11 protein-coding genes and 3 pseudogenes are annotated in these 17,156 nt (G+C 38.1%); 10 read left to right on the top strand and 4 right to left on the bottom strand.

What is annotated here, in order from left to right:
• Positions 1-87 precede the first annotated feature (87 nt).
• The 8 genes and pseudogenes from PSI14_RS12150 to PSI14_RS20220 form a co-directional block, all read left to right on the top strand.
• Positions 88-1,626 (top strand): hypothetical protein, encoded by a 1,539-nt coding sequence (locus PSI14_RS12150; protein WP_273576140.1) that lies wholly within the window; start codon positions 88-90, stop codon positions 1,624-1,626.
• A gap of 214 nt (positions 1,627-1,840) precedes the next feature.
• Positions 1,841-3,076 (top strand): hypothetical protein, encoded by a 1,236-nt coding sequence (locus PSI14_RS12145; RefSeq protein WP_273576139.1) that lies wholly within the window; start codon positions 1,841-1,843, stop codon positions 3,074-3,076.
• 29 nt (positions 3,077-3,105) lie between these two features.
• Positions 3,106-4,683 (top strand): hypothetical protein, encoded by a 1,578-nt coding sequence (locus tag PSI14_RS12140; protein ID WP_273576138.1) that lies wholly within the window; start codon positions 3,106-3,108, stop codon positions 4,681-4,683.
• Positions 4,684-4,847: 164 nt separating this feature from the next.
• Entirely contained in the window at positions 4,848-6,608 is a 1,761-nt protein-coding gene (locus PSI14_RS12135) for an RCC1 domain-containing protein (RefSeq protein ID WP_273576137.1), read from the top strand.
• Between the two features lie 401 nt (positions 6,609-7,009).
• Positions 7,010-8,419 carry a glutamate--ammonia ligase gene (glnA, locus tag PSI14_RS12130; protein ID WP_273576136.1) on the top strand — a complete coding sequence of 470 codons (1,410 nt, stop codon included), beginning with the start codon at positions 7,010-7,012 and terminating at the stop codon, positions 8,417-8,419.
• Positions 8,420-8,675: 256 nt separating this feature from the next.
• A complete protein-coding gene (gene glnL, locus PSI14_RS12125) occupies positions 8,676-9,719 on the top strand; it encodes a nitrogen regulation protein NR(II) (RefSeq protein ID WP_273576135.1) in 1,044 nt (347 codons plus the stop codon).
• Between the two features lie 24 nt (positions 9,720-9,743).
• Positions 9,744-11,216: a nitrogen regulation protein NR(I) gene (glnG, locus tag PSI14_RS12120; protein WP_273576168.1), complete on the top strand. Its 1,473-nt coding sequence runs from the start codon at positions 9,744-9,746 to the stop codon at positions 11,214-11,216.
• 155 nt (positions 11,217-11,371) lie between these two features.
• A pseudogene (locus tag PSI14_RS20220) lies at positions 11,372-11,458 on the top strand (IS1 family transposase); the annotation flags it as partial.
• 238 nt (positions 11,459-11,696) lie between these two features.
• On the opposite strand, the gene PSI14_RS12115 reads toward PSI14_RS20220, so the two are convergent.
• The 4 genes from PSI14_RS12115 to PSI14_RS12100 are packed head-to-tail and all read right to left on the bottom strand — an operon-like array spanning position 11,697 to position 15,144.
• The gene (locus PSI14_RS12115; protein WP_273576134.1) at positions 11,697-13,025 is read right to left on the bottom strand and encodes an ATP-binding cassette domain-containing protein; all 1,329 of its coding nucleotides are present in this window, start codon (positions 13,023-13,025) and stop codon (positions 11,697-11,699) included.
• Positions 13,022-14,104 (bottom strand): cupin domain-containing protein, encoded by a 1,083-nt coding sequence (locus tag PSI14_RS12110; RefSeq protein ID WP_273576133.1) that lies wholly within the window; start codon positions 14,102-14,104, stop codon positions 13,022-13,024. The genes PSI14_RS12115 and PSI14_RS12110 overlap by 4 nt, the downstream gene beginning before the upstream one ends.
• Before the next feature lie 10 nt (positions 14,105-14,114).
• Positions 14,115-14,963, bottom strand: a complete 849-nt coding sequence (locus PSI14_RS12105) for an aKG-HExxH-type peptide beta-hydroxylase (RefSeq protein ID WP_273576132.1) — start codon at positions 14,961-14,963, stop codon at positions 14,115-14,117.
• Positions 14,964-15,012: 49 nt separating this feature from the next.
• Positions 15,013-15,144 (bottom strand): hypothetical protein, encoded by a 132-nt coding sequence (locus PSI14_RS12100; protein WP_273576131.1) that lies wholly within the window; start codon positions 15,142-15,144, stop codon positions 15,013-15,015.
• Between the two features lie 341 nt (positions 15,145-15,485).
• Here PSI14_RS12100 and PSI14_RS12095 point away from each other — a divergent pair.
• Positions 15,486-15,845, top strand: a pseudogene (locus PSI14_RS12095) (IS1 family transposase); the annotation flags it as partial.
• Positions 15,846-16,347: 502 nt separating this feature from the next.
• A pseudogene (locus tag PSI14_RS12085) lies at positions 16,348-17,000 on the top strand (IS110 family RNA-guided transposase); the annotation flags it as partial.
• Between the last annotated feature and the right edge of the window lie 156 nt (positions 17,001-17,156).

Here is a 17,156-nt window from a genome sequence, read left to right as displayed (position 1 = left end):
TATTTAATTTATAAAATTTGGTGATCACATTAGTGTTCACCAAATAGACAATAAATATCCGACATAATTATAAAATAGTAGGTAAACATGTCTTTATCAATGAAGTTTTCTTTACCTAATAATACTGATTTAATAATAGGTCAGCATTTGTTGTTTACTGTAACCTTAATATCAGATGAAATAATAAAACCAAACTCTACCATTTTATTTACAAAAAACATTAATATTAATGTACCCTCAGATCCTGTTCCTGTAAAACCTTTATCTGATGGAAACAAAAAAATTGCAACAGCAACTGTTGAACTTGTTGTTTCTGATTCGATATCTGAATACTCTTCAATTTCCTTCAATGTTGAAGAATCTATCAGTGGATTCCAAACAAGATCTTTAAAATACACAGCGAGAACAATAGATCCTCAATCATTGAAATTAAGTGTTAACCCCAAGATTTTAGACATGCCCACATCATCAAATGATCCCCCTAAAGGCACTATATTTTCTAAAGTAGAAACTATCATACAAGATAAAAATGGAAAACCTTTATCAAGTGTACCTGTTTTTATAACATCAAGTATACAAAGTAGCTTGGAAGAAGTGCATATTTTCTATGCTGATGATAAAAAGGCTAGAATTAATACTCAACATATAGGTAATAATGAGGGAGTATTTATAATTTCAGATAAATATGGGAATTTAGTATTTTATATATATCCACAAGAATCATTATCACTAGTTATTAATTTATTTTCTTTAATTCCTAATAGCACCCAAGCAATATCAGCACAAAGCCCTATTTTTGTTATCTATGATAAATACACCAATCAGAACTCTCCTTTACAGAGACCAGAAATTATGAATTTCTGGACAGGAAATTTAAGTTCTAACGGTTCTCAAAATTTTTATGTTTCAATAATGAATTATGATAACGCTATACCTGATGATAACGTTTTATTTTTTGTCAACGGAAATTATATTGATTATTTCTTTACCATTGAAAATCCAAAGAAAGAATTAGGTTCTTATTTTATTAAATTACCCTATTATATATTTAATTACTATGAAAAATCTGAGTTATCTTACATTATTGTTAACAAAAAAGGAGATGCTTTAGTTTCAGAACCATTAATATTGACCTATATGGGAGGAGCCATATATCAACCAAGCCAAAATGTAGAAAGAGAGTATGATCCTTGTATAGTTTATACGAGTCTCGGTGTTAATCCAGATAACATTATACCAAATAATAACGATATTGATTATGATGCCATAAAATACTATGAAGGTAATAATAGCACTCAAAATACAGGATTGTTTGTTGAAATTTTAGGGGGAGATAAATCAAAAGGTAAAATTCCGTTAAATTCGCATGTAAAGTTGAATATATATATTTCTGGTGGGAATAAAGGATTTATTAAGTCATTTACAGGTAGAATGCCAGCAATTATTAACTCTAAGACACAATTAGCATCCTTAATGATTCATATTCCTTATGAAGAAATTGTTAACATACAGCCATATTATGATAATTCATCTGGGACCATTTATTTCGATTATGAATTTTCAATTAATGAAACTGTTTCCTATGGAAAAATATGGTTCGGTAGTATTGATACCTCTGAAAGTTAACATACAAATAAGTTATAACTATAAAACTAGGAATGTTTTTTATTTATATTTTACATACATTTGATTTTATTATCAGCTGATAACTATTTTTCATTATACATACAATGATACATTGTTTATGGTATAAGAAATTTATTTTCAATAAAAATAATGGTGTAATTGATTTACATCTATTTGAAATATTTCCAGTTATTTTTTCAAAAAGGAAGCTAAAATGAATAATTCTAATACAAATTCTGTTGATTCCAGGTCATTACAGTTAAAAATTGACACTCCTTTTTTATCAGTACCTCATTCATATGACAGTCAATCAGAAACAATATTTACTAAAGTAACAGCAATAGTAAAATCACTGGATGGTGCACCTTTAATTAATACCAATATATTTATTTCTGATGAGAACGCTTCCAACCTAAAAAAGGTAAAAATATTATCTTCAGATAAATCAAAAGTTGATATTAAGACAAAAAATGGTATTGATGGATTTTATATAACCACTGGACAAAAAGGAGAATTATTATTTTTCATTTATCCAACAAAATCAAAATCATTAATAATGAAATTGTTTTCACAATTACCTGAAAGCCTAAATAGAATTCCTGCCGATCATATTATATTTATTGTTAATGATACTATTTATAACATGAAAGAGGATTTTTCCGCACCAGAAATAATTAATTTATGGGGATCATATTTAAAATCAGATGGTAAGAGTGAATTCCCTGTTGAAATTGAAAAATCCTCTAATCTTACAGGTGAAAACTATATATTATTCTTTGTTAACACAATGTATACCAATCATTTCATCCAAATTACAAATGCGAGTGACATAGATACCACTTTTTATTTACCCTATTCTATTTTTGAAAAAGATATTGTTTCTAATTTTTTCTATGTTGTTGTCAAAAAACTCGGGGATATTTTAACATCTAAATCTAGCTCATACACATTAACTTACAAAGGAAGACCAAATAAACCCTGGACGGATGTTCATAGAATATACGAACCTTGTGTAATCTATGATAGTGTTGATGTTTCTTCTGATAATATCATACAACAAATGGATTATATCAATACTGATGAAATATCTAATTACAGAAAAAATCCAGATAATGCGGGATTATTCGTGCAAATAGTAGGAAGCAATAATCCAAATGATAACCAAAAAGTATCACTTGGCTCAACAATATATTTAAATTTATACATTAATTCCAGCTCTAAAATTGTCACCCATACTTTTTGTCACGATATGCCATATGTCCCTGATGATGATGATAACACCGCTACATTGATATTTAATATACCTCATCATTTTCTAATTAATTGTTTAGCATATTCGGATGGTGGAGGTGATATCTACTTCGATTATCAAATTGGTAAAGATGGGGACAATAATGTTACATATGGAAATATTTGGCATGGATTTATAAATACACCAGATATTGAATGAAAACACTACTTAAAAAATGAGGCAATATAATGAATAATGATATCGTTCCTTCTATTATTTCCGGTTCAAGTGTTATCATAGGGCAAAGATTAGTGCTCGATGTGACTTTAAAATCAGATGATCCAATTCCTCCTGGCACAGATATTTACCTGACAAAAAGAAAGTATATAAAATTATTAGAAAAATCATCTCATTATGACAACCCTAGGATGTTTACTCTTATTTTAGAGGTGGATTCAGATATAAGTAATAATGCATATGTCCAGTTTACGCTCGCTGTATCAAGTAGCATAACCTTTCCATCGAGAAATTTTATTTATAGTGCAAGAACTTTAAATACTGACACTTTAAAAGTTTATTATGACCAAAATTACTTAGAAGTACCTACCCAACCCAATAATCCACCAAATGGAAATGGAGGCAAATCACGAACTAGAGCTATGGCGATAATCAAAGATAAACAAGATGCCCCTATATCTCATCTATTTGCATTTATATCCGCAGCAGCACCAGAAAACTTAGAAAAAGTTAAGATATATGAATTTGATAATCTTACAAGAGTAACTATCAAAAAAAACCCTTTTGGAGAAGGTATTTTATTGTCTACAGATAATCAGGGGCGTTTGATTTTTTATATTTATGCAAAAGAAATGCAACCAGTAGATATTGATTTATACACGCAGGTATTTGATGTTGTTGATGAAATCCCTGCTGAAAGCACTTTGAACATTATTGATAATTCTCCTAAGAACCCAGATGATTACTTATCTGCACCTAAAATTGCTGGATTTGAGAATGGTGGAGAATTAACTACACATGCAGAATCCAGTTTCTTGGTCGATATTCAGCCTTATCCTGGTGCACAAAATGGTGACGTAATGATATTTTGCATTAATAATAAGAAGACACTATTTGATTCTATTGTTGGAGAAGTAGAGCTTGGTAAATACTCCATTTCATTACCTTATCACATGTTCGATGACACTGTAGGAACATCTTGTCAATTTAGCTACCTCGTTGTTCCCGTTAATGGAACAACATTGTATTCAAAACCATTGACACTAACATATACAGGAGAGTCATGGCCTAAACCAGTTTATTATGATAAATGTGTAGTTTACTCCAGCTTTGGATATAGTGATCAAAATAATATCATACAAGAAGCAGATCCTGATGATTGTAATAACATCACTCCACACAATATTATTAATTGTCATGCGATATCTAATTACAAAAATAATTCAGGTAGTGAAGCATTATTTGTTGCAATTAAAGTAACTAATGACATAACTGATAAAACAAAACCACAATTAGGCAGTGAAGTAACACTAAAACTACATATAAAATCAAATCCTAGAACTATAACGAAGTCTTTCCCTAAAAAACAACAAATACCCACTCAACCTGATCCTGGTGGTGATGGCAAAACGGCAACTCTTATTATAGGTATTTCTAAAGACGATGTTGCAGGCTGCCATCAATTTACAAATTGCGATGCAGGTCTGATTCAATTTAGTTATCAAACAGAAAACGGTCACTCGAAGGTATGGACAGGAGGAATAGATACAGCTCCTAACGGAGCAAATGACTGCCCAGATTATGATTAGATGTTTAACATTACAAGTAGTGCAAATATAGATGTGAGTAAATATTCAAACATACACATGTATCTATAATAGATTATTGAGAATTTTTATGTACAACAAAAGATTAAAACAACTTAGTTAAAACATTATCAATAAATTATAAATTTATTATAAGAGAGAAAATTATGCTTAATATAGATAATAAACTAACCCCACCAAGATTACCGCAAGCCAAGAAAGGTACTTTGGATCTGAAAAGTATTGGCGATGATATTATTGTTGAAATAGATAAATATCCAAATGCCTCTGTATATGATAAATTGACTGTTCTGTTCAATAATTATAAAAGTACTCCTTATCAATTAACTGAATCTGATTTGGGGTTATCTTATTTCACAATTAAGGTTCCCAAAAATAACGTTCAAGTTGGCGAAAATACTGTTAGTTATATCGAAGAAGATGTACATTTTAATGAACTAAAATCTCCCACAACTAGCATAAAAGTTATCAACGGTGCACCTCCTAAGCCAGCAGACAAAGAGCCCTTTATCGTTATGGGTGCTCGTTATGCTGATCTTGCTGTGGCTAATGGGCTTAAAGCACCCCAGCGCCTGACCGCTTGGGATAAAGAAGGTAATTCACTTTCAGTAACATGGGAATATGTTGGCGGCACATCACCTTTCTGCCTTCCTTTTCCAAATACTGCCCCATTTTTCTATGATACTGCTCCGTGGCTTCCCATTTCAGTTAAAGACAAACATGGTAACAAGCTCACAATAAACCCAATCAATGTGTTTGGTAATGGTGGTACGTTAGGTTTTCCAAAAGGAGCTTTTAACGATTCAATGGAGACTCAATATTCCTCTGCTTTTGCTGTATTACTCAATGACAACACCATGGTTGGTTGGGGAGGGAGCTTCGGTAATTCCTATACTCAATCTGGCATTAAGACCATTACCACAAATGGCCATTCTTATGCTGGACTTACTGTGCATTCAACATTATGGACTAACGGTAGTCCTGCCCCTACCGGTTCCTTTGATGATATAGGAGCCGGTGGAAATAGCTTTTTTGCTATCTCGAAAGATAATTCACAGATAGTGGCTTGGGGAGCCATTAATGGTACTTATCCTTCTCTTGGAAATGGGAAGAATATTTTTGTCGGAAATAGTTTTGCTTGTACTATATATAATTCCGGCACGCTACAAAGTTGGTGGGGTAAGTCAGGAGCAGGATGGAATCTCGAACCGCCTTATTCTTATATTCAATGCCCACGGAACATTACATCAATGCCAAGGGGTTTCACCGTTATAGACGAAGGCGGTAGTATTTCTAATTGGGGTGATCCGGACATGTTCAGCGATTTTAACCCCCCATATCAAGATTTTATACAAGCCGCAGGAAGTGGTTACCGTTCACCACCACCAAGTGACGTTGAGTTACCGTTGGGTCATATGGCAATTCACCATAATGGTACAGTGTATGGTTGGGGTGGTCTAATAACCGCCGGAAAGAATCCTGATGGCACTTACGACACTGACAAAATAAATCATGCAGTAGATATATCAAACACTAGAGAAAAATTCCTTGTATTAGAGTATAATAGCCCACATAGCTCAATATTTAACTATGGAACTGGCGCTATACTGAACAGCGAGTTTTCAGGCCTCACAGATGCAGTTCAAATAACATGCGCAGCTAATGCATGTGCGGCATTGAGAAAAAATGGTTCCGTAGTAACGTGGGAAAATACTGACTTTGGTAAACATTTTTCAATATCTCAACCTGACATGCATAATGTAAGAGCGATCTACGGGACAGGGACAGCATTTCTTGCTCTGACAGCAGATAACAAAGTTTATACCTGGGGTAGTTCTGACGGTGGTGGTGATAGCAGTAAAGTACAAGCTCTGTTCGATGGTAAGCTGACCTATTATATGGATTAAGATGATATCTGAGACCAGAATAATAATCAGTTCACTCTAAATCAGAAGGCGCAATCAATGTTGATGTTATGTGACAGATTGCGCCTTATTGCTTACATACATTGATTAAACTTACATATTGATTAAACACTCATTTGCATCATTATAGTGCAACTCTATTCGCACCATTCCCCAATATGGGGCAGGTATATTTAAAAACTATCCTCTTTCCCCATGATTTTTTAGTCGCTAAATATCAACATATTGTTATTAAATGATTTGTTAATGTTGGCACACTTTTCGCATTTCTCTTTGCAATACCGGTTTTATAAAAATTGATCGTCTAGAAATGCCCCCTTAAGATAAAACGACATCCTTCTTGCATCGTTCTATCAGGCTGACGTAACCCAGGAGAGTTCAGTATGTCCATTGAGCATGTTTTGTCCATGATTGAAGAACATCAGGTGAAGTTTATTGACTTACGTTTTACCGATACCAAAGGTAAAGAGCAACATATCACCATCCCAGCCCACCAGATTGATGAAGACTTCTTTGAAGATGGCAAAATGTTTGATGGATCCTCTATTGGTGGATGGAAAGGTATCAATGAGTCCGATATGGTGTTAATGCCTGATCCAAGCACTGCGATGCTTGATCCATTCTTTAATGATGCCACTCTGATTATACGTTGCGATATTTTAGAACCCGGCACCATGCAAGGCTATGGTCGTGATCCTCGCTCCATCGCCAAACGCGCAGAAGATTTCTTGCGTGCAAGTGACATCGCAGATACGGTGTTATTTGGGCCGGAACCTGAGTTTTTCCTATTTGATGATATTCGTTTCGGCAATTCTATCTCTGGCTCGTATTACCATATTGATGATCTTGAGGCAGCATGGAACAGTGGTACACGTTATGAAAATGGTAATAAAGGCCATCGTCCGGGCGTTAAAGGCGGTTATTTTCCTGTGCCTCCGGTGGACTCTTCTCAGGATCTACGTTCAGCCATTTGTTTGACAATGGAAAAAATGGGGCTGATCGTTGAAGCTCATCACCATGAAGTCGCCACTGCCGGGCAAAATGAAGTCGCTACCCGCTTCAATACAATGACCAAAAAGGCAGATGAAACCCAGATTTATAAATATGTGGTTCATAACGTTGCCCATAAATTCGGCAAGACCGCCACATTCATGCCAAAACCGCTGGTGGGCGATAACGGTTCAGGCATGCACTGCCATATGTCACTGTCTAAAAATGGCTCGAACCTATTCGCTGGTGATAAGTATGGTGGTCTGTCTGAACTGGCTCTGTACTATATCGGGGGCATCATCAAGCATGCTCGTGCACTGAATGCCTTTACCAACCCAACCACCAATTCATACAAACGGTTGGTGCCGGGTTTTGAAGCGCCGGTTATGTTGGCTTACTCTGCCCGCAATCGCTCCGCCTCTATCCGTATTCCGGTTGTAGCCAGTGCAAAAGCCCGCCGTATTGAAGTCCGTTTCCCTGATCCAGCAGCGAATCCTTATCTGGCTTTCTCTGCCCTGTTGATGGCGGGTTTGGATGGCATTATCAACAAGATCCATCCCGGTGATGCAATGGATAAGAATTTATATGACCTGCCGGCTGAGGAAGCACAGGAGATCCCAACCGTAGCTCCTTCTCTGGAAGAAGCAATGGCAGCCTTAGATGCAGATCGTGAGTTCCTGACTCGCGGTGGTGTTTTCACTGATGATGCGATTGATGCTTATATCAAATTACAGCAAGGTGATATTGAGCGTGTCAACATGACGCCACATCCTCTGGAATTTGAACTCTATTACAGTGTGTAATGCTGTTTATCACCAAATAGATCCCGAATTTATTTTTTGTTGCCGTGAAACTTTTTAGCCCATCTTTGGATGGGCTCTTTTCACGAATAGGTGCACTAATTCTATGCACCAATCTTATGCAAATAATCCCGCGATGATGGTGTATATTCCCAATAACCCAAAATGAGAAGAAGAACACGTATTTAGCAGAATAATTCATCAAGTTATAACTTAAATAGACTACTACGCACCAAAAAAGTGCAGGAATTGAATAGCAATGGCTGATTTTACCAACGCAGAACAGGTTCTCGATTCACTGATAAACAGCGTATTGGTGCTGGATAACAATTTAATTATCCGCTATGCCAATCATTCTGCGCTGCAACTTCTGGCGCAAAGTACCCATAAATTATTTGGTACTCCACTTCCGGTTTTATTTAGTTATATCTCGCTGGATACAGAGCTGATGCGCTCAAGTTTGATTGACGGCCATGGTTTTACTGATAACGAAGTCATTCTGGTCATCAATAATCACTCTCATGTGATGTCGCTCAGTGCCCAACCGATTTCCGAGCAGTCTATTCTGCTGGAACTGGCGCCTATGGACAGTCAACGCCGGTTAAGCCAGGAGCAGATACAACAAGCACAGCAGGCGGCTGCTCGGGAATTGGTTCGGGGGCTGGCACATGAAATCAAAAATCCCCTTGGTGGACTGCGCGGAGCGGCACAGCTACTTGCCAAAGCCCTGCCCGATCCATCCCTGCGGGAATATACCCAAGTCATCATTGAACAGGCGGACAGGCTACGCGCCCTTGTTGATCGATTACTGGGACCACAGCATCCGGGAACGCAAACCCGTCAGAGCATCCACCATGTGGTCGAGCGGGTCTATCAATTAGTCTCTCTGGAAATGCCCACAAATGTCACGCTGCTGAAAGATTATGATCCGAGCTTGCCTGAACTGTCCCATTACCCTGATCAAATCGAGCAGATCTTACTGAATATAACCCGAAACGCCTTACAGGCATTGGGGGGGAGAGGCGGTACTATCACTCTGCGAACGCGAACCGCGTTCCAGATTGCCTTACAGGGTGAACGCTACCGCTTAGCGGCCAGAATTGATATTGAGGATAATGGGCCGGGTATTCCTCCCAATATTCAGGATACGCTTTTTTATCCCATGGTCAGTGGGCATGAAGGTGGAACTGGACTCGGGCTATCCATAGCACGTAATCTTGTCGATCAACATGCTGGCAAGATCGAATTTACCAGTTGGCCCGGGCATACGGAGTTTTCCATTTACCTGCCTATTAAGAAATAACCGAGCAAGAAGTAGAGGATGACTATGCAACGAGGAAAAGTCTGGATCGTTGATGATGACAGTTCTATCCGCTGGGTACTTGAACGGGCGCTGAGTGGCGCAGGGATAGAGTGTACCAGTTTTGAAAATGCCGATGCCGTTCTGGTCGCGCTATCACAGGCTAATACAATACAGGGTAATACAATACAGGGTGATACAGTACAGAGTAGCCCAGAAGTTATTCTGTCAGATATCCGCATGCCCGGATTGGATGGGCTAAGCCTGCTCAACCAAATAAAACAGAGCCACCCACAGCTTCCGGTCATCATTATGACTGCTCATTCTGATCTCGATGCTGCTGTCAGTGCCTATCAACACGGCGCATTTGATTATCTGCCAAAGCCTTTCGATATTGATGAAACTGTGGCGCTGGTTGAGCGAGCATTGAATCACTATCGGGAACAACATCAATCAACCTCCAATCCGCAGTTGCCGGTATCCGTTTCAGATATGATCGGAGAAGCTCCCGCTATGCAGGAGTTATACCGGATTATCGGCCGACTCTCCCGCTCCTCTATCAGCGTGTTAATCAATGGCGAATCCGGCACGGGAAAAGAGTTGGTCGCCCATGCTCTTCACCGCCACAGTCCACGCGCTTCAACGCCATTTATTGCCCTGAATATGGCTGCAATCCCGAAAGATTTGATTGAATCCGAACTATTCGGTCACGAAAAAGGGGCTTTTACAGGGGCAAATCAAGTGCGTCACGGTCGCTTTGAACAAGCCAATGGCGGCTCGCTATTTTTGGATGAAATTGGTGATATGCCGCTGGATATCCAAACTCGCTTGCTGCGGGTTCTGGCTGAAGGGCAATTTTATCGGGTCGGGGGCTATGCACCAGTGAAAGTTGATGTCCGCATCATCGCCGCCACTCACCAGAATCTTGAGCAGCGCGTTGCGGAAGGTAAATTCAGGGAAGATCTCTACCATCGTCTGAATGTGATTCGTATTCAGTTACCGCCTTTGCGAGACAGAGTGGAAGATATCCCGCGTCTGGCATCCCATTTTCTGCAACAAACCGCCAAAGAGCTGGGTGTTGAAACCAAAGTACTGCATCCTGATACCGAACTTGCCTTGATGCGCTTACCGTGGTCAGGAAACGTTCGCCAATTGGAAAATGTCTGCCGTTGGCTGACCGTGATGGCAGCCAGCAAAGAAGTGCTGGTACAGGATTTGCCTGCTGATTTGCTTGAGAAGCAAGTAGCAGAGCAGAAAGACCATTCCCCTGTTTCTCATTCTGTACCGACAGAGCATTGGTCACAACAATTGGCTGTATGGGCCGAAAATGCCTTGAAAGAGGGAAAAACCGATCTCCTTTCTGACGCCCTGCCATTGCTGGAACGCACTCTGCTTAATTGCGCGCTGGAGCATACGAATGGGCATAAACAAGAGGCTGCCCGCTTACTGGGCTGGGGAAGGAATACAATAACGCGGAAATTGAAGGAATTGGGTTTGTAACGGTTATTCAGTGAATCATCATATTATCTATTACTGAATCTATTACTGAATAAATACTCAGAAAAATTAACAAGCTGGGTTAATACCGCGTCATCGTTTGCTACTAAGATCATGTTTTCATATACAGCTTGGGGTTCTTTGCTCCCCAAACCCCGAAGACGATTGGCTATTCCAAATCAGAAGAGATACACGACAAGGTGGTAGGGAGTTTCATCGAACGTAAATACTATTTTGTAGGGTGATCTAACTATTGGAGTCATGACCCATAACAGGGTAAGATCGCGAATATTATTTAACCCAATTAGGTTCATTTGATCTGTCGCCGAGATTATGATCTTATATACTTTTTTCATGAGTACCAGAATGAGTGTCGACGCCTTTGCCCTGTATTTCGGGGACTTATCCGATCCTCGCCAATCTGCCAGAAACACTTACACCTAATTAGCTCTCTCATTTCTCTTAAGCGAGCAGTATTACGTCTTAGTGTCGGATTTCGATGATTAAATTATCTTCAGCCAAGGAGGCCAGAAATTTATCGATAATTTGAGTGTTCGACTCATCCAGATTCGCATCCCATTCATCTAAGAAAATAATGCGATGTTTAATATTAGACAGTAATGCCATTTGATATAGTTGCTTTTGTCCGGTTGAGCCCGGAACGGTATCTTCACCTACCTGTATGTTAGGGCCAAAAAATAGCGCATCAGAGTACTTACTTTTCATATATTTTAGGAGTGAGGATTTACCCGCTCCGTTACTGCCAGAAATCAAGTACCTGCCATTAACCGGTGCTTTTTCTAAATCAAGCTCGATGAAAGTATGTACATCCAGTATCTGATCGTTAATTAGATCTATGACTGAAATTTTCTCATTGTCTATGCTTGCCAAATAGTCATAGCCTTTTAGGCTTGCTGAAAATAAATACAGCTTCTGGATTTTATTTTTCAGTAACATAATCTGACTTGTGCTCATGCTTGCTGCATGGATGTTTTGAAATAGTTGCAACGTTCTGGGTAAAACAGCCACCAAGGCACCAATAGCCACTGTGTTATTTAAAATTTGGTAATATGAAAATAAGACCAAGAGAGGGATAGAAATGAGTATTGGAGCACAAGAAATGATCTGTTCTAAAGTTTTATAAGACTCCGTCTTTTTAAAGTAAATATCAACTTTTTGTTTTGATGATACTAATGCAGAGGCCAATGATTTCTTATCACCATAAAACATATTATCCCATATTTTACTTATAGCATGTAATGCGGCTATCTTTTCATTTTGCATACTACTTGCAATAATGCCTATTTTACTTTTTGATAAATACAAAAACATCACAGATAAAAACATACAAAATACGATCACACTAGTTAATACAGTGCCAAGGATGGCAAACAGAGCAATAGTGGTAAAAAGGACATTAAAATATATAGCCAGTATTTCTATGAAGGCGAATCCAGCTTCATCAAGCGTGCTCAAGGCCTCACCACTTAGCCATAATTGCGTTGTTCTTTTATTTTCCTCGGTTGAGATTGAATGATTTTTTGAAATTTCAGTTAAAGTATTTGAATAATATCTCTCCCACAAATTGTTAGAAAGTTTAACCCGATAAAACAATGAAACTGAGCCGAAAAGGTAGGCAATAAAGATAGATAGAAAAAACATGGCTGTATAGTAAAATGCTTCCATGGGGAGCGTGGCGACTTTCTCACCAGCCAACCCGATGAAATAAGTGGACAGCCCTACTAAAACTTGCTGCAAACATATCAATACAAGACATATTAAGAAAAACTTATTTGAAAAAATCTTTTTCATTTTGATTCAACATTTAATCCAAGTGTTTTTAATACATGTATCATCATCTTTGGCTTAACTGTAACAGGTAAATTTTCAATCAGTGTGGTGAGTTTATCCTCAAAGTTTTCAATGCCCATTTCAGGGAAGATCATCGCTCTATCTTTCTGGTTATACGATGAGGCCAGACAGGATAAGAACAGGCGGTCATCAAATTTAGTGAAAAGGGGTTTGACTTTATTGATAATAAATTGCGATGACCTTCTCAGGGTGACTGAAGAAACAAGCTTTAATTTTAAGCTTTTTTCATCCTCATTTTTAGATGCGTCAATATAACCTTGAAGCAAGTCAATATTGTCAGGGTGATATAAGAATTCTGACATTTTCATCATAAGCCAAAATTGCTCGGTTGCAGAAGAATCCTTCAACTCCTGTAATAACTGATTTTTGCACTCTTTGGCGTCAATCATAGATAACAGATTGAAATATTTTATTTTTTTATTAAAAGCAATATTTGTTGCAGAATGATTAATCCGTATGTATGGAGGGAAGTAATTGAGCTGTGGGGATAGTTCGGTGATCGGATGCGTTCTTACTATCAGGCTGATCGTCGGCTTCTCTAAATGCCAAACAGCATGTTTCTCTGTTCTGCCAAATGGAATAATTCGGCAATCCCCTTTTTTACTGATGTAAGCTTCGGTTAACTTTATGTTTCCCATGCTCAGGTTGTGACTGACTTCATTCTCTTCATCAAAAGAATAAATGGTATTCAGGGCGCTACCTTCGAGTTGCAATAAGACGCCAGAGAAGCCGTGATCATGAATAGATGTATCTTTATCCCACCAGTTCAGAAGCTCAATGTAAAACTTACCATTATCAAAAAGCTTTATATGCAACTCTGAAAATTCGGAAGCTATCTGAATTTTTTTCAAAGAATTAAGATTGATCAGTGAATTGATTTCTTTGAAGGAAAAGAGAGAGATTAAATCTACCTTTTGCATTTCAGACTTGGCTACATCTGCAAACGAGTAGCAGCTATAGTCATCCATACGCCATCTCGCCTCTATTTTACCCGCAAGATTTTCGATTGCTTTTAACATGTTTTATCCTTTAGTTAAGGTTTTCACGTGCTGTCATAATAAATTCTTTTGTTCTGTTCGTGATGAGGTTGTTTAAGTTTTTCATACCGAGTATTTCTGCTATGGACTGATTGGTGTTTTCTTTAAGGATACTCGTTTTTGGATGTATGGTGACGTTTCCAGCATTTAAGAATTTCTGTCGCGCATTTAAAATTTCATGTGAAACTAATATACTATGTACAACTTTATCCAAAGGTCTCTTTTTGCCCAGCAGTGCGGAAGTGGAATAGTTTTCCGGTTTTATTATTTCTGCATAATGAAATTGTTCATGACAACGCTCATCTATAAATAACAGATGGTGTGTCAATTCATGAAGCAAAAATTCCGCTACGTCATGCGATGTTAACGCGCCATGACCGCTAATCCAAATACTGCCAATAGCCGTCGAAGATGAACCACCAAAGGATGATACGTTTGAACTGCTTGTAGACTTTCTGAAAAAAATAGTATGGATCACTAAATCAAAAATCAACTTAACGTCTTTATCGCTGTCTGCTAAATGGGTATAGCCATTTTTCACTAACGTCGACAACTCTTGGTATTTATCAGCGCTGTGTTTTTCACCAATCATTTTAACCTGATTCAGGTCGTCAAGTGCACTCGGCTGATAGGCTAATATTAACGCGTTTATCTTTTCTTCATTAGAGACAATTATTTCATTGAAAAAATTAATGGGATGGTAAGGCTGATGATTTTTCAAAAAATCCAAGTAAAATGGCTTTAGATCTTCTACTTTTTTAATATTCTCAGAGCCAGGGCGACTCCTTGAAAGAAGGTACACATTTTTTATTATTTCATCTTTTCCTAGAATACTGAGCATATCATTTTCCTAAAGAATAAATAGCACCCAATAAATGGGTGCAAGGAGTTTAAGCATCAAATGCGAGCATGTTCATTGGGCCGAGAAGAGAGACTTCTTCGCTTTCCATTTTAGAAACTTGAGTTTCAGTCGCGTTAATTTCAGTTTCTTTAACGGAATTGATCAATTCTTGAATATTCATGATTAATCTACCTTTATGTAATGGATTTATAATCCCCAATATATATTTATTGGGTGCTAACATCCTAGTATCCGGCATACACTTCGACAAGCATTTATTGACAAAAATGTTACATATATCTAACTTTCCAATAACAATTGAGATTGTTTTGTGGTTGCCAGCTAATAGAGATATCCTTATAATATCATGATAAATAAGTATTTAATTCTTATTGACTCTCAAGGTTTTCCTATTTTACTTTTTCACTTTTCCTCTGATTTCATTAACATATAATTAACATTTCTATTTTCCTAAGACCGTCAAAGTCACAGTCACTTCGACCCGCTTTAACATTACGGAGATCATTCGTCGGGAATAAAAAGTGTCAACGTTGGTTATGGTATATTTGGGAGCCTCGCCTAAAACGTATCATTGCGCATACTTTTGGTAGACGAAAAAAGAAAATACTAAAAAAATTATTGAAAAGACTGTCTAAATTCAAGGTAGCCTTTTGGTATACTGATAACTACCACGACTATAATTTACTGCCTTCAGCCAAACATCTGGTTGGGAAATATTTTACCCAATATATCGAATGTGAAAACTTAACCTTACATAATCGGATTAAACGTCTGAACCGTAAGACTCTTAGTTATTCAAGATCACCTGAGATGTATGACAAAGTCATCGGTATTTTTATTGAGCGTGAATATTATGTTTGAGTATGATCAACACATTAAATACATGACCGTTCAATCATACATCCATCGAAAAGTTTCCGGCGATACTTTATCGTGAATATCAAATGGACAACTAGCTTACTGACACTGTTGTCATTTTCGGAAGACGATTGCACGGAATGTCAAAAGTCGCCTACACTCGATTGATGGAGCTATGTTACCAATTATCCAGTGTAGTTCTGCCTCTTGGTGCACATGAGTACCGAACATAATTGTGTTTAGTGCATATGACTTCTGAAATTATTTTATCAGGAGTCATATGCACACTGGGGTTCGCTTGAGCCATCAGCATAAGATCGAAAGGATCTCACTATCATATTTAGCAAACTCTTCTTCTGTTGGCATGGGCAACTTTCCAACCAGAACACCGATAGGTCTCAATGTTTTTTAGGCTTGGCTAACACACCAACTGGCCTAATGAGATCGTCACCCCCACCCTGTAGGCGTACGCTGACAGGGTATTTTTATTTCAGGAGAGGCCATCATGCAAAACGTTACGCTCATCGGTATCGATCTCGGCAAGCATTCTTTTCATGTCCATTATCAGGACAAGTCTGGCAAGGCACTGCTGTGTAAAAAGTTTACGCTTACCAAACTAATGCAGTTTTTGGCAGAGTGTCCATCTTCGGTGGTTGTCATGGAAGTCTGTGTTGGCGCACATTTTATGGCGCGGAGGATTACTGATTTAGGTCACGAGACAAAACTGCTCCTCCTCAGTTCGTCCGTCCTTTTGTCAAGAGCAACAAGAATGACTTTGTGGATGCTGAAGCCATATGTGAAGCTGCATCACGTCCTTCTATGCGATTTGTACACCCCAGAACTGAGGCTCAACAGGCAATGCGGGCGCTGCATCGTGTCAGGGAATCGTTGGTCAGAGATAAAGTCAAAACGACCAATCAGATGCATGCTTTTCTACTGGAGTTTGGCATCAATATGCCGACCGGGTCTACGGTTATAAAACGGCTTTCAACAGTTCTGGCAGAGCATGAACTTCCTCCGAATCTGACGCAGTTGCTGATGCGCTTACATGCTCACTATCTCTACCTTATCGAACAGATCGCAGGGCTTGAGACGGCACTGGAACAGGAGCTGAGTCGTGATGAAACAGGACAACGACTTCAGACAATACCGGGTATCCAGAAAACCGTGTTCGAAAAGTAACGATGACAGGAAAGTTTATTTTTTATTCAATAAGTTACCTATCTGGTTTTGCAAAGACTGATTACTGATGACATAAACGGCCTGACGGCCTGATACAAACCTAATACAAAAAATGGCTCACTGAAGCCGATG

The organism is Xenorhabdus anantnagensis (genome assembly GCF_028598555.1).
In the GTDB taxonomy this organism is placed as follows: Bacteria; Pseudomonadota; Gammaproteobacteria; order Enterobacterales; family Enterobacteriaceae; genus Xenorhabdus; species Xenorhabdus anantnagensis.
Note: the sequence above shows the minus strand (reverse complement) of the source record. Positions and strands in the feature narration are given on the sequence as shown.

Coding starts and splice junctions, on each gene's coding strand:
- PSI14_RS12115 (WP_273576134.1), bottom strand. CDS start 13,025: ATGAAAAAGATTTTTTCAAATAAGTTTTTCTTAATATGTCTTGTATTG.
- glnA (WP_273576136.1), top strand. CDS start 7,010: ATGTCCATTGAGCATGTTTTGTCCATGATTGAAGAACATCAGGTGAAG.
- glnL (WP_273576135.1), top strand. CDS start 8,676: ATGGCTGATTTTACCAACGCAGAACAGGTTCTCGATTCACTGATAAAC.
- PSI14_RS12145 (WP_273576139.1), top strand. CDS start 1,841: ATGAATAATTCTAATACAAATTCTGTTGATTCCAGGTCATTACAGTTA.
- glnG (WP_273576168.1), top strand. CDS start 9,744: ATGCAACGAGGAAAAGTCTGGATCGTTGATGATGACAGTTCTATCCGC.
- PSI14_RS12150 (WP_273576140.1), top strand. CDS start 88: ATGTCTTTATCAATGAAGTTTTCTTTACCTAATAATACTGATTTAATA.
- PSI14_RS12100 (WP_273576131.1), bottom strand. CDS start 15,144: ATGAATATTCAAGAATTGATCAATTCCGTTAAAGAAACTGAAATTAAC.
- PSI14_RS12140 (WP_273576138.1), top strand. CDS start 3,106: ATGAATAATGATATCGTTCCTTCTATTATTTCCGGTTCAAGTGTTATC.
- PSI14_RS12110 (WP_273576133.1), bottom strand. CDS start 14,104: ATGTTAAAAGCAATCGAAAATCTTGCGGGTAAAATAGAGGCGAGATGG.
- PSI14_RS12135 (WP_273576137.1), top strand. CDS start 4,848: ATGCTTAATATAGATAATAAACTAACCCCACCAAGATTACCGCAAGCC.
- PSI14_RS12105 (WP_273576132.1), bottom strand. CDS start 14,963: ATGCTCAGTATTCTAGGAAAAGATGAAATAATAAAAAATGTGTACCTT.